At 67.1% G+C, this 13,417-nt stretch carries 13 protein-coding genes; 6 read left to right on the forward strand and 7 right to left on the reverse strand.

Annotated features, from left to right (window positions below; all coding sequences use genetic code 11):
* Nucleotides 1-44: 44 nt before the first annotated feature.
* Nucleotides 45-998, reverse strand: coding sequence for a LysR family transcriptional regulator (locus VES41_RS10315; protein WP_324816343.1), 954 nt, complete (start codon nucleotides 996-998; stop codon nucleotides 45-47).
* 159 nt (nucleotides 999-1,157) lie between these two features.
* Here VES41_RS10315 and VES41_RS10320 point away from each other — a divergent pair, with 159 nt between their 5' ends.
* From VES41_RS10320 to VES41_RS10335, 4 genes are all read left to right on the forward strand, one after another.
* A complete protein-coding gene (locus tag VES41_RS10320) occupies nucleotides 1,158-1,859 on the forward strand; it encodes a pirin family protein (RefSeq protein ID WP_324816344.1) in 702 nt (233 codons plus the stop codon).
* Between the two features lie 77 nt (nucleotides 1,860-1,936).
* Entirely contained in the window at nucleotides 1,937-2,377 is a 441-nt protein-coding gene (locus VES41_RS10325) for a DoxX family protein (protein WP_324816346.1), read from the forward strand.
* 21 nt (nucleotides 2,378-2,398) lie between these two features.
* Nucleotides 2,399-2,956, forward strand: coding sequence for a flavodoxin family protein (locus VES41_RS10330; RefSeq protein WP_324816348.1), 558 nt, complete (start codon nucleotides 2,399-2,401; stop codon nucleotides 2,954-2,956).
* Between the two features lie 49 nt (nucleotides 2,957-3,005).
* Nucleotides 3,006-3,908, forward strand: coding sequence for a pirin family protein (locus VES41_RS10335; protein WP_324816349.1), 903 nt, complete (start codon nucleotides 3,006-3,008; stop codon nucleotides 3,906-3,908).
* A gap of 14 nt (nucleotides 3,909-3,922) precedes the next feature.
* On the opposite strand, the gene VES41_RS10340 is transcribed toward VES41_RS10335, so the two are convergent.
* Nucleotides 3,923-4,726 (reverse strand): sulfurtransferase, encoded by an 804-nt coding sequence (locus VES41_RS10340; RefSeq protein WP_324816351.1) that lies wholly within the window; start codon nucleotides 4,724-4,726, stop codon nucleotides 3,923-3,925.
* 65 nt (nucleotides 4,727-4,791) lie between these two features.
* On the opposite strand from VES41_RS10340, the gene dnaE reads away from it, so the two are divergent.
* Together dnaE and VES41_RS10350 are read left to right on the forward strand one after the other, a co-directional pair.
* Nucleotides 4,792-8,319 carry a DNA polymerase III subunit alpha gene (dnaE, locus tag VES41_RS10345; protein ID WP_324816352.1) on the forward strand — a complete coding sequence of 1,176 codons (3,528 nt, stop codon included), beginning with the start codon at nucleotides 4,792-4,794 and terminating at the stop codon, nucleotides 8,317-8,319.
* Nucleotides 8,320-8,444: 125 nt separating this feature from the next.
* Entirely contained in the window at nucleotides 8,445-9,314 is an 870-nt protein-coding gene (locus VES41_RS10350; RefSeq protein WP_324816353.1) for a cupin-like domain-containing protein, read from the forward strand.
* 76 nt (nucleotides 9,315-9,390) lie between these two features.
* Here the strand turns inward: VES41_RS10350 and tolA are convergent, their stop codons facing one another.
* The 5 genes from tolA to VES41_RS10375 are packed head-to-tail and all read right to left on the reverse strand — an operon-like array spanning nucleotide 9,391 to nucleotide 13,399.
* Nucleotides 9,391-10,518, reverse strand: coding sequence for a cell envelope integrity protein TolA (tolA, locus tag VES41_RS10355; protein ID WP_324816354.1), 1,128 nt, complete (start codon nucleotides 10,516-10,518; stop codon nucleotides 9,391-9,393).
* A gap of 24 nt (nucleotides 10,519-10,542) precedes the next feature.
* Nucleotides 10,543-10,983, reverse strand: a complete 441-nt coding sequence (locus VES41_RS10360) for a biopolymer transporter ExbD (RefSeq protein WP_324816356.1) — start codon at nucleotides 10,981-10,983, stop codon at nucleotides 10,543-10,545.
* A gap of 48 nt (nucleotides 10,984-11,031) precedes the next feature.
* A complete protein-coding gene (gene tolQ / locus VES41_RS10365; protein WP_324816358.1) occupies nucleotides 11,032-11,715 on the reverse strand; it encodes a protein TolQ in 684 nt (227 codons plus the stop codon).
* Nucleotides 11,712-12,203 carry a tol-pal system-associated acyl-CoA thioesterase gene (locus tag VES41_RS10370; protein WP_324816360.1) on the reverse strand — a complete coding sequence of 164 codons (492 nt, stop codon included), beginning with the start codon at nucleotides 12,201-12,203 and terminating at the stop codon, nucleotides 11,712-11,714. Before VES41_RS10370 ends, tolQ begins: the two co-directional genes overlap by 4 nt.
* Nucleotides 12,204-12,220: 17 nt before the next feature.
* Nucleotides 12,221-13,399: a pyridoxal phosphate-dependent aminotransferase gene (locus tag VES41_RS10375; protein WP_324816361.1), complete on the reverse strand. Its 1,179-nt coding sequence runs from the start codon at nucleotides 13,397-13,399 to the stop codon at nucleotides 12,221-12,223.
* Between the last annotated feature and the right edge of the window lie 18 nt (nucleotides 13,400-13,417).

Genomic DNA, 13,417 nt, shown 5'->3' on the forward strand with positions numbered 1-13,417 from the left:
TCGGACTCTAACCGCAAGGCCAGCCGGCCGTCGCGCCCGCCGGGTCATCGGCCCCGATGGTTTTCCAGCAGTGCGCGGCGCGTGCCTTCGTGCTCGAAGCGCGCCAGCCACCAGGTGAGCGCGCGGCCGGGCTGGCCGCTGCCGGAGACGCGCCAGGCGCAGTGCATCTGTCCGACCGGTGGGCTGCGTCGCGTACGGCAGGCCACGAGGTGGCCGGCCTCGATGAACGGGCGCGCCATCGGCTCGGGCAGGAAGCCGCCGCCCAGGCCATGCAGTTGCGCCGACAGCTTGGCGTGCATGCTGGGCACGGTGAGCACGTCCTGCCCGCTGATCAGGTTGACGTTCATGCTGTGGCCGCTGCGCGACGAATCGGCCGCCGCGACGCCGCGATGGCGGCGCAGCAGTTCGTCGCTCAACGGGCCTTTCTCCTGCGCCAGCGGATGGTGCGGCGCCACGCAGTACACGAAGTGCAGTTCGCCCAGCTCGCAACTGTGCACGCCCGGCGCGGCATACGAGAGCGCGGAGGAATCGACCACGGCGCCGATGGCCAGGTCCGCATGCCCGTCGGTCAGGGCCTGCACGGTGCCGAGCAGGGATTCGTCGCGCAGCTTCAGGCGCGTCGGCGGGTTCAGGTCGTAGAAGGCGCCCACCAGGTCCATCACCGGATCGCGCGCGATGACGGTGTCCAGCGCGATGGTGAGCTGCGCCTCCCAGCCCGTGGCGACGCGCCGCACGCGGTTCGCCACCGCATCGATCTCCCCGAGCAGGCGCGCGCCTTCGCGTAGCAGCTCGGCGCCAGCCTCGGTGACGCGGGCCTGGCGGGCGCTGCGGTCGAACAGCAGCACGTCGAGCGCGTCCTCGATCTGGCGCACGCGGTAGCTCAGGGCGCTGGGAACGAGCCCGAGGGCGCGCGCCGCTCCGGCAAAGCTGCCGGTTTCGGCCACGGCCTGGAGCATGGCCAGGGCGTCGGGGGTCAGGACATCGCGTGCGCTGGACATCGGGCGGTCTCGATCGTTCAAAAAAATCGAATGATGCCTTCAAAACACGGCGCTGGCGAGGCCGGTGCGGGCGCCCAAAATTCATCCCATCGCTGCGCAGAAGGGCGCGGCTCACAAGGAAAGTGCAGGGCAAGGCGCCCGCGCCACAGGAGCTTCACCATGATTCAAATTCGCAGATCACAAGAACGCGGCTACGCCGATCACGGCTGGCTGCGTTCGTTCCACAGCTTTTCCTTCGCGGGGTATTACGACCCGGCCCACATGGGCTTTGGCAACCTGCGTGTGATCAACGAGGACCGCGTGGCGGCCGGCGCCGGCTTCGGCACCCACGGCCACCGGGACATGGAGATCGTCAGCTACGTGCTGTCGGGCGAACTGGCGCACAAGGACAGCATGGGCAATGTCGAGTCGATTCCGCCGGGCGACGTGCAGCGCATGAGCGCCGGCCGCGGCGTGATGCACAGCGAGTTCAACCACAAGAAGGACGAGACCACGCACTTTCTGCAGATCTGGATCGAGCCGAACGTGAAGGGCATCGAGCCCGGCTACGAGCAGAAGGCATTCCCCGACGCGGAGAAGCGCGGTCGCCTGCGCCTGGTCGCCTCGCCCGACGCGGCCGACGGCTCGGTGCTGATCCATGCCGATGCGCGCCTGTACGCCGGCCTGTTCGACAGCAACGAGCAGGCGCAATTGGCGCTCGACCCGACACGCAAGACCTACGTCCACCTGATCCGCGGCGAGCTCGAGATCAACGGCGAGAAGCTCTCGGGCGGCGACGCGGCCAAGCTCGAAGGCGTCGATGCCCTGTCGATCACCGGCGGCAAGCAGGCCGAAGTGCTCGTGTTCGATTTGCAGGCCTGAGTTCCGCGGCGGCGTGCCGGTGGTTCGGCACGCCGCCGATTTCATCACCATCGATTTTCTCAACCAGGAGTGCTTCCATGTCCAATTCCATCACCGCCTCTTCCACCCGTGCGGCAACCGTCACGCCCGCGGGCGACCTGCTTGCGCTGCTTGGCCGCGTGCTCGTCGCGTACCTGTTCATTCCGGCTGGCTTCGGCAAGCTGATGGGCTTTGCCGGCACGGTCGGCTACATCGGTTCGGTCGGTCTGCCGCTGCCCAGCGTTGCGGCGGTGATCGCGATCATCGTGGAGCTCGGCGCCGGCATCGCGCTGCTGGTGGGCTACAAGACGCGCATCGCGGCGATCGTGCTGGCCGTGTTCACGCTGGCTGCATCCTTCTTCTTCCATGCGTTCTGGGCGGCCCCCGAAGCGCAGAAGATGGTCGTGACGCTGCTGTTCAACAAGAACATCGCGGTGGTGGGCGGCTTGCTGGCGCTGGCGGCTTTCGGCCCCGGTCGCCTGTCCATCGACAAGAAGTAATCCGCCGTGGACACTCGGGCGATGTCTGAAATCATCGTCCTTTTCCATTCCGGCTATGGCCACACCCAGCGCCTGGCGCAGGCGGTGGCCGACGGCGCCGGCGCCCACCTGATCGCCATCGACGCCGATGGCAACCTGCCGCGCGGCGGCTGGGAGGCGCTGGCAGCCGCCGACGCCATCATCTTCGGCGCTCCGACCTACATGGGCGGGCCGAGCTGGCAGTTCAAGAAGTTCGCCGACGCCTCGTCCAAGCCCTGGTTCGTGCAGAGCTGGAAGGACAAGCTGTTCGCCGGCTTCACCAATTCCAGCGCGATGAACGGCGACAAGCACGCGACCATCGCCTACTTCTGGACGCTCGCCATGCAGCACGGCGGGCTGTGGATCGGCCTTGGCGTGCTGCCGAGCAACGACAAGGCCGCGACGCGTGATTCGCCCAACTACGTGGGCGGGTACGCCGGCGCGCTGGCCACCTCGCCAACGGACGCCAGTTCATCCGAGATGGCGCAGGGCGACCTGGACACCGCGCGCGCCCTCGGCGCGCGGGTGGCGGCCGCCGCGGCGAGGCAACTGCGCGCCTGAGCGCGGTGGTGCCTCGCATTCCCACCGACAACCTCGACAAGGACCCACGATGCAATTGCTTCAATCCCACCAGAAGGACCTGGGTGGCGGCTTCATGGTGCGCCGGCTCCTGCCGGCGGCCGCGCGCCGCTCGGTCGGGCCGTTCGTGTTCTTCGACCACATGGGCCCGGTCACCGAGCATGCCGGCAACGCGCACGACGTGCGCCCGCACCCGCACATCGGGCTGGCCACCGTCACCTACCTGTTCGAGGGCGCGATGATGCACCGCGACAGCATCGGCAGTGAGCAGGAGATCCTGCCCGGCGCGGTCAACTGGATGACGGCCGGACGCGGCATCGTGCATTCCGAGCGCAAGCCCAAGCGGCTGCTGCACGGCGACTTCGTCAACCACGGCCTGCAGCTGTGGGTGGCGTTGCCGCAGGACAAGGAGGAGGTGGCCCCCAGCTTCACCCACACGGGCGCCGCCGACATTCCCGAGGTCAGCGTGCAGGGCCACCCGCTGCGCGTGATGGTGGGCGACGCCTTCGGCGCGCATTCGCCGGTCGCCACCTTCGCGCCCACGCTGTACCTGGACATCCAGCTGCCCAGGGGCGGGCGCATCGAACTGCCGCCGGCACTGGCGCAGGAACAGGCCCTGTACGTGGTGCAGGGCCAGGTGACGCTCGACGGCGAAGCGGTGCCGCCCTACACCATGGTGCTGCTGCCGGAGGAAGGCCGGGGCTGCGAACTGCGTGTCGTCGGCGACGAACCGGTTCGCGCGGTGGTGATCGGCGGCGACGCACTCGACGGGCCGCGCCACATCGTCTGGAACTTCGTCTCGAGCCGGCGCGAACGCATCGCCCAGGCCGGCGCGGACTGGGTTGCGAAGCGGTTCGACGGGGTCCCGGGTGAGACGGAGTTCATCCCGCTGCCGGATCATCCGGCGTTTCGCGAGGGCGAGCGGGGAATGTGACGGCGCGCGGCGGCTCAGGCGGGCGAGGATGCCGGGCGCTTGAGTTCCAGGTCGGGGTCTTCCGGGGCCCGCGCGCTCACTTCCTGCCGGCGCGCGGAAAGGTCCGGCGCCAGGGCTTCGCGGCCGTCGAAGACGAAGCAGTCGCCCTCGTAGTGGGCGCCGCCGACTTCCTCGAAATAGCGCAGGATGCCGCCCTCGAGCTGCAGGGTGTCGGGCAGGCCTAGCTCGTGCATGAGGATGGCCGCCTTCTCGCAGCGGATGCCGCCGGTGCAGTAGCTCACCACCGTCTTGCCTTCGAGCTGCCCGCGGTGCGCGGCCACGGCCTCGGGAAACTCGGTGAACTTGCCGATGCGCCAGTCGATGGCCCCCTTAAAGCGGCCGTAGTCCACTTCGAAGGCATTGCGGGTGTCCAGCATCACCACCGGCTTGCCTTGGTCGTCGTGTCCCTGGTCGAGCCAGCGCTTGAGGGTCTGCGGCTCCACGCCCGGCGCGCGCCCGGCGGCCGGCTGGATGGCGGGATGGTCCATCCGGATGATCTCGCGCTTGCACTTGACCAGCATGCGCCTGAACGGCTGGGTGGCCGACCAGCTTTTCTTGGCCACCAGGTCGGAAAATCGGGCGTCGGCCCGCACGAAGGCCAGGAACGATTCGACGTTTGCCGCGGTGCCGGCCAGGAAGAGGTTGATGCCCTCCGGCGCGATGAGCACCGTACCCCGCAGGTCGAGCGCGCGCGCCTGGGCCAGGAGGCTGTCGCGCAGCGCGGGGCCATCGTCGATCCGGACGAATTTGTAGGCGGCGATGTTGAGGATGTCGGACACGGGCATGGATTTTAAGGAAGCACCATTGCGCCATCCGATACGGGCGCCTTCCTACAATCGGGCTTATGTTCGTCCACCTGCGCCTGCACACCGAATTTTCCGTCGTCGACGGCACCAACCGCATCGATGAGGTCGTGAAGGCGGCCGCTGCCGACGGGCAGCCGGCGCTGGCCATCACCGACCTGAACAATCTCTTCGGCGGCGTCAAGTTCTACAAGGAAGCGCGCGGCAAGGGCGTCAAGCCCGTGCTGGGCTGCGAGATCTTCCTGGAGGGGCTGGGCAAGGACCCGGCCGCCCACACCCGCATGATCCTGCTGGTGCAAGACCGCCAGGGCTACCTGAACCTGTCGGAACTGCTGGCGCGCGCCTGGACCCAGAACGTCGCGCGCGGCCAGTCGCAGGCCGTGTGCAAGCTCGAATGGCTGCGCGAGCTCAACGCCGGGCTGATTGCCCTGTCGGGTGCGCAAGCCGGTCCGCTGGGCCAGCCGCTGCTGGCAGGCGGCCCGCACGGGCAGGAGCGTGCCGCCGAGATCGCACTGCAACTGGCCGGCATCTTCACGCATCGCTTCTACATCGAGCTGCAGCGTGCCGGCCGTGCCAACGACGAGCCGCACGTGGTGGCGGCGGTCCAGCTGGCCGCCCGCCTGTCGCTGCCGGTGGTGGCCACGCATCCGGTGCAGTTCGCCACGCCGGACGACTTCGAGTCGCACGAGGCGCGGGTATGCATCGCCGAGGGCGAGATCCTGGGCAACCAGCGGCGCGTGCGCCGCTTCACGGCAGAGCAATACTTCAAGAGCGCGGCGCAGATGGAGGCGCTCTTCGCCGACGTTCCCAGCGCGATCGCCAACACGGTGGAAATCGCAAAGCGCTGCAACCTCACGCTGGTACTCGGCAAGCCGCGCCTGCCGGACTTCCCGACGCCCAACGGCATGCCGATCGAGGAGTACTTCCGCGTCGCCTCCTTCGAGGGACTGGAGGAGCGCCTGGCCCACCTCTACCCGGACCCGGCGTTGCGCGACAAGGAGCGGCCGCGCTATGTCGAGCGGCTGGAGTTCGAGATCGGCACCATCCTGAAGATGGGGTTCCCGGGTTACTTCCTGATCGTGGGGGACTTCATCAACTGGGCCAAGAACAACGGCTGCCCGGTCGGGCCTGGCCGGGGCTCGGGAGCCGGTTCGCTGGTGGCGTACGCGCTGAAGATCACCGACCTCGATCCGCTGCAGTACAACCTGCTGTTCGAGCGCTTCCTCAATCCGGAGCGGGTGTCGATGCCCGACTTCGACATCGACTTCTGCCAGGGCAACCGCGACCGCGTCATCGACTACGTCAAGGACAAGTACGGCCGCAACGCCGTGAGCCAGATCGCCACCTTCGGCACCATGGCGGCACGCGCCGCAATCCGTGACGTGGGCCGCGTCATGGACATGAGCTATACATTCTGCGACGGCATCAGCAAGCTCATTCCGAACAAGCCGGGCAAGCCGGTGACGCTGCAGTACCCGCCGCCCGACCTGAAGGACGACGACAAGGAAAAGTACGCCATCGCCGCCGAGCCGATGCTCGCCGCCCGCATCGAGCGCGAGGAAGAGGTGCGCACGGTGGTCGAGATGGCGCAGAAGCTCGAGGGCATGACCCGCAACATCGGCATGCACGCCGGCGGCGTGCTCATCGCGCCGGGCAAGCTCACCGACTTCTGCCCGCTGTATCAGCAGCCGGGCAGCGACTCGGCCGTGAGCCAGTACGACAAGGACGACGTCGAGGCCATCGGCCTGGTGAAGTTCGACTTTCTGGGGCTGGCCACGCTGACGATCCTCGAGATCGCGCGCGAGTTCATCATGGCGCGCCACAAGGGCCAGGAGAACTTCTCGTACGAGAACATCCCGCTGCAGGATGCGCCCACCTACCGCCTGTTCGCCGACGGCAAGACCGAGGCGGTGTTCCAGTTCGAATCGCGCGGCATGCAGGGCATGCTCAAGGACGCACGGCCCACGCGCCTGGAAGACCTCATCGCCCTGAACGCGCTGTATCGCCCCGGGCCGATGGACCTGATTCCCAGCTTCGTGGCGCGCAAGCACGGCCGCGAGGAAGTGGAGTACCCGCACCCGGCGGTGGCCGAGATGCTGGGCGAGACCTACGGCATCATGGTCTACCAGGAGCAGGTGATGCAGACCGCGCAGATCCTGGGCGGCTACTCGCTCGGCGGCGCCGACCTGCTGCGCCGGGCCATGGGCAAGAAGAAGGCCGAGGAGATGGCCGAGCACCGCGAGAAGTTTCGCGCCGGTGCGCTCAAGACGCACGGAATCCCGCAGGACAAGGCCGACGAGATCTTCGACCTGATGGAGAAGTTCGCCGGCTACGGCTTCAACAAGTCGCATGCTGCCGCGTACTCGCTGCTGGCCTACCACACCGGCTGGCTGAAGGTGCATTACACCGCCGAGTTCTACTGCGCCAACATGACGGTGGAAATGGACAACACCGACAAGCTCAAGGTGCTGTTCGAGGACGCGACCAAGAACTTCGGCATGACCTTCGAGCCGCCGGACGTGAACCGCGGCAGGTACCGCTTCGAGCCGGTCAGCGACACCGTCATCCGCTACGGCCTGGGCGCCGTCAAGGGCACCGGCGAGCTGGCCATCGAGGCGATCGTGCGGGCGCGCGAGGAGGGCGGCCCGTTCAAGAGCCTGTACGACTTCTGCGTGCGGGTGGACCGCCAGCGCATCAACAAGCGCACGGTCGAGGCGCTGATCAAGGCCGGCGCGTTCGACAACCTGCAGCAGAACCGCGCCACGCTGGTGGCCTCGCTCGACCGGGCTTTCGAGTTCGCCAACGCAACCGCCGCCAATGCTGCGCAGGTGGACATCTTCGGCGACGGCGAGCATGGCTCGGCCACGGCAGAGCCGGACTTGGTCGAGGCGACGCCGTGGGGCGTGCGCGAGCGGCTCACGCACGAGAAGACGGCGGTCGGCTTCTTCCTGTCGGGTCACCTGTTCGACGAAGTCGCGCACGAGGTGCGGCGTTTCGTCAAGCGCAAGATCGACGACCTCATCGACAGCCGCGAGCCGCAACTGATCGCCGGCATCGTGGGCGACCTGCGCGTGATCAACGGCAACCGCGGCCGCATCGGCATTCTCAAGCTGGACGACAAGTCGGGCTCGATCGAGGCGACCGTCGACGAGGCACTGCTCAACGCCCAGCGCAACGTGCTCAAGGATGACGAGCTCGTCGTCGTCAGCGGTCGGCTGCAGCCGGGGCGTGGCGGCTTCGAGGCGCGCTTCGTTGTGCAGCAGGTCTGGGATCTGGCGCAGGCGCGCTGCCGCTTCGGTAAGTACCTGCGCGTCGCGGTCAATGGCCACGCGCCGGACATCGCCCGCCTGGCGCGCGAGTTCCCGCCGCAGGTGGAGCAGGGCGAGCATGGCGAGTTGCGCCAGGGCCTGGCGGTCAGGCTCACGCTGGCTCGCGCCGGCGCGCAGGTCGAGCTGCAACTGGGCGAGGCGGCCCGCTTCTTCCCGACCGACGCGGCGCTGGCCAGCTGGACCGCGCAGGCCGAGGCGGGCAACGCGATGATCGTCTACGCCGAATCCGCAGCCGCCTAATCCGGGCGAAATTTTTTGCGAAAGCGCAAATTTTTCTTGTAACGAAGAAGAAAGCATTACACTTTCCTTGCATTCTCATCGCGCGCGGCACGCGTGCGATTCCCGAAAGTAGGCAAGGAGACGCTGTGCAGTGCTTCGAGGACAGTCAGGACTTCAAGTTACTTGATTCCGCCGCATTCAAGTTCACCCACAAGCTGCTCGAGCACCCCGCATTGAGCCTGGGCAATCTGGCCCGAGTGTTGCCGGCGCTGCCAGCGTCCCGCGTGATGTACTCCGTCAAGCAGCTTGGCGTCTCGGACGATTTCGAAAACACCTTCAAGCAAAATCCAAGAGCCGTCAGCATCGAAGCAGCGATCGAAAACATCCGTACCAGCGACTCATACATCATGGTTGCCGGCCCGGAAGCGGATCCTTCATTTGCATCGCTTTACCGAGAGTTGGTCAGCGATGTAGATGCTCTGATGCGACGTGTCGGTCTGGGCAACGAGGCAATCGACACGCAACTCTATTTGTTCATTGCTTCACCCAATTCCGTTACGCCCTTTCACATTGATCGGTACTCGACGTTCCTCATGCAGTTCCGTGGGAGCAAGGAGGTCAGCGTCTTTCCTCAATGGGACGAATCGGTGGTGACGAACGCCCAGCGCGAGGCTTATGTGTCCTATGCGAATTCGCGTTTAGCGTGGTCGCTGGACAAGGACGCTTTCGGAAGGCGCTTCACATTCACACCGGGCGAGGCGATTCACATTCCTTTTGTGGCCGGTCACCACGTACGCAATGGTCCGGATGACGTGTCGATCTCGATGTCGATCATCTTCAACAATCGGCAGTCCATGATTTGGCGCCGCGCGTTGAATTTCAACCACGCATCGCGCAGGCTATTGGGCCGTGTAGGCTTGTCTCCGTCGCCGATAGGCGCGCGGAAATGGCCGGACAAAGCCAAAGCCGCTGCTTGGAGCGCGATAAGTCGCGCGCGTGAATTCAAGAATCCGTAACCTGTCGTCCGCGGCCACTGCTGTACAACTTGGCGGAGTCGCCAGCCAGACCGATTGTTGACCGGCGATCGCCTGTTCAGTTGTCCTTGGGCCTGAGCCTGATGGTCATCGCCGGTGGCACGCGTCCGTCGGTGTCGCGCGGCAGCTTGTCCGTCTTGCGCAGGCCGCGTTCGGCGGCGTCGTCCCAGGACGACAGGCCGCTTGAGCGCACCAGCTTGATGCTGACGATGGTGCCGTCCGGCGCAAGCTTGACGTCGAACTCCGCCGCCGGATTGCCGCGCACGGTGTCGGCGTCCGGGAAGGTGATGTTCGGTCGCACGGCCGAGGCGATCCGCGCGCCGTAGTTGCCCGAAGGGCCGGAGCTCTTCGCCGCCGTGCCGGTGGAATCCTGGCTGCCGGTGCCGGCCAGGGCCTGCAGCCGCTTGAGCGTGTCGGCCCGGTCCTTGGCGGCGGCTGCCGCAGCCTGCTTGGCGGCCTCTTCCTTCTTCTTCTGCTCGGCCAGCTTCTGTTGCTCGGCCTTTTTCTGTTCTTCGAGTTTCTTCTGCTCGGCCAGCTTCTGCTGCTCGGCCTTCTTCTGCTCCTCGAGCTTCTTCTGTTCGGCCAGGCGCTTCTGTTCCTCAGCCTTTTTCTGCTCTTCGAGCTTCTTCTGTTCCGCCAGCTTCTGCTGCTCGGCCTTTTTCTGTTCCTCGAGCTTCTTCTGCTCGGCCAGGCGCTTCTGCTCCTCCGCCTGCCGCTGGCGGTATTGCTCCTGTGCCTTGCGCCGCTGCTCGTCGTAGTCCTGTTGGCGCTTGAGTTCCTCGAGCTTGCGCTTTTCTTCCTGCAAGGCGATGTCCGGCGCCGGCGCGGGTGCAGGCGGCGGCGGTGCCGGCGTGGGCGCCGGGGCGGGCGGCGGCGGCGGCGCGGGCGGGGGAGGTGGCGCGGGCGGCGGGGGCGGCGGCGGCGGTGGTTCGGGTGCCGGCGGGGGTGCCGGCGTCGGTGGCGCCGGCGGGGTGGGCGGCGAGACTGCCCGCGGCGCGGCCTGCTGCACGGTGGACGACCACAATTCGGCCTCCACAGCGGCGTTCTGGCTGTCGCGCTTCCAGCGCACGCCCCAGGTCAGCGCGGCGATCAGCAGCGCATGGGCGATCAGCGCCAGGATCAGCGCGCGCGTCGTTCCGCGTTGCGGCGGTGGGGCGAACTCGGGGCGGTCGGCGGCAAGGGACATGGGCAGGAGTCGGGGGCGGCCGGGCTACTTGGTGGTGCCGGTGGTCTGCACCGACAGGCCGACCCGTTCGATACCGCTTCGCTTGAGTTGGTTCATGGCCTTGACGACGGTGTCGTACTTGACCTCCTTGTCCGCGCTCAGGACGACGGGGCGCGTCTCATCGCCGCCCTGTGCCTCGAGCGCGGCGGCGCCGATCTGGGTGAACGGGATCGAGGTGTAGCCGGTGCCGCTGGAGGCATCCTTCTTGATGCGCACCTCGTCATCGCTGCGGATGACGATCTCGATCGGCTTGTCCTGGCGCTGGCTGGCCCGGTCGACGCTGGGCAGCTTGATCTCGCTCGGCGCGATGAGCGGCGCCGTGACCATGAAGATGATCAACAGCACCAGCATCACGTCGATGAAGGGCACCATGTTGATCTCGTTGATGGTGCGGCGGCCGCGGCCGCGGGAACTGACGGCTGGCATGGCGGGCGTTCCTTGGGTCGAAGTGCTCGGTGGCGGCTCGCTCGCGCTTCAGCGCTGCGTGGCCGACAGGTTGCGTTGCATGATGTTGCTGAATTCCTCGATGAAGGTTTCCAGCGCGATGGCGATCTTGTCGATCTCGCGTGCGAAGCGGTTGTAGGCGACCACCGCGGGGATGGCGGCAAACAGGCCGATGGCAGTGGCGACCAGCGCCTCGGCGATGCCCGGGGCGACGGTGGAGAGGGTGACCTGCGTCATGCTCGACAGGCCGGTGAACGCGTGCATGATGCCCCACACCGTGCCGAACAGGCCAACGTACGGGCTGACCGAGCCGACTGTCGCCAGGAACGACAGGTTCGATTCGATCGCGTCGAGCTCGCGCTGGAAGCTCGCCCGCATGGCGCGGCGGGCGCCGTCGAGGAGCGTGGTGGCGTCGCCGATGTGGCGCTCGCGCAGCTTGTGGTATTCGCGCATGCCGCTGGCGAATATGCGTTCCATGGGCCCGGCGAACTTGGCGTTCTGCGCGGCCGATGAAAAGAGCTCGTTGAGGCTGGTGCCCGACCAGAACTCCCGTTCGAAATCTTCGTTCAGCGCCCGCGTTCGCTTGAGCGCGAAGTACTTGCGGATGATGGCGGCCCAGCTGGCGATGGAGACGCACAACAGCAGCGCCATCACCAGTTGCACCACGAAGCTGGCGTGGAGGATGAGAGTGACGATGGAGAAGTCTTGGTTCATGGCTTCACGGAAGAGTGGCCCGGATCGGGATGCGTGCCTGGAATCGAATGCGCGAGGGCTTGCGCCACACGGGCCGGTATGCGCGCCGGCCGCAGCGTGACGGCCTGCACCCAGCCGATGCGGATGCTGCCTTCGCAGAGCAAGGCCCGTGCCGCCGACGAGGCAGGCGCGGACCCGTCCTGGTTGCCGGCCGCATCGGCCAGCAACACGCGCTGGTTGATTATCAACGACGCGCTGCCGGCGTCCTGGAGTTCCGCGGTAACCAAAAGCTGGTCGTCCAGCCGGGCGGGGCGGTGGTACTTGAGATGCGTCTGGCTCACCACGAACATGCCGCCGCTTTCTTCGCGCAGCCGCTGCTGCTCGATGCCCAGCGCGCGCAGCCATTCGGTGCGCGCGCGCTCCATGAACTTGAGGTAGTTGGCGTAGAAGACGATGCCGCCCGCGTCGGTGTCTTCCCAGTAGACGCGGATCGGGTGCGAGAAGTTCATGGGCAGGCCGGCCCTCGTCACAGGGCGCGCAGCCGGTCGATGGCCTGCTCCAGCTGGGCCATGCTGCTGGCCGTCGAGAAGCGCACGTAGCGGCGGGTGTCGGCCGAGCCGAAGTCGCGCCCGGGCGTGATCGCGATGTGGGCGCGCTCCATGAGCCTGAAGGCGAAGTCCCAGCTGCCCTCGATGCCCATGCGCTGCGCCATCGCGCTGCAGTCGGCCCAGGCGTAGAAGGCGCCGTCCGGCACCACAGGCACAGGCAGGCCGACGGACTCGAGCTGCGGAATGAACCAGTCGCGCCGCGCCTTGAACTCGCTGCGCCGGCGTTCGTATTCGGCAATGCTCTCGCCCTCGAAGCAGGCCAGCGCCGCATGCTGCGAGATGGTGCTGGCGCAGATGAAGAGGTTTTGCGCCAGGCGCTCGACCACCGGCACCAGCGCGTCCGGCACGACCAGCCAGCCGAGCCGCCAGCCGGTCATGTTGAAGTACTTCGAGAAGCTGTTGATGCTGATGACCTGGTCGTCGATGGCCAGCGCCGTCTGGCTGAAGGCATCGTCGTAGGACAGGCCCAGGTAGATTTCGTCGATCAGCGTCAGGCCGCCGCGCGCGGCCACGAATTCGTGGATGCGGCGCAGTTCGCCCGGAGCGATCGAGGTGCCGGTCGGGTTGGACGGCGAGGCCAGCAGGACGCCGCGCGTGCGCGCGTCCCAGGCGGCCTCGACCTTGTCCGCGCTCAGCTGGAAGCGTTCGGCAGCGGTGGTCGGCAACAGCACGGGTTCGCCTTCGGCCGCGGTGACGAAGTGGCGGTTGCACGGGTAGCTGGGGTCGGGCATGAGGACCCGGTCGCCGCGCTCGATCAGCGCCAAGCAGGCCAACTGCAGCGCCGCCGACGCCCCGGCGGTGACCACGATGCGGCGCGCCGGCACCTGCACCCCGAAGCGTTCGGCGTACCAGCCGCTGATGCGTTCGCGCAGCGCGTCCAGGCCGACGGCATGGGTGTATTGGGTGGCGCCGTCGCGGATGGCGCGCGCCGCGGCTTCCTGGACCAGCGGCGGGGCGGTGAAATCCGGCTCGCCGATGTTCAGGAAGATCATCGGCCGGTCGCTGCGCGCGACGTCGCGCGCCATCTGCATGGCGGCCTTGGCCACTTCCATCACGTAGAAAGGCTCGATGCGCTCGGCGCGCGATGAAATCCTCATGGGCGCCACGTCCTGCGG

The sequence above is a fragment of the Variovorax sp. genome (assembly GCF_035634955.1).
Taxonomy (GTDB): Bacteria; Pseudomonadota; Gammaproteobacteria; order Burkholderiales; family Burkholderiaceae_C; genus Variovorax.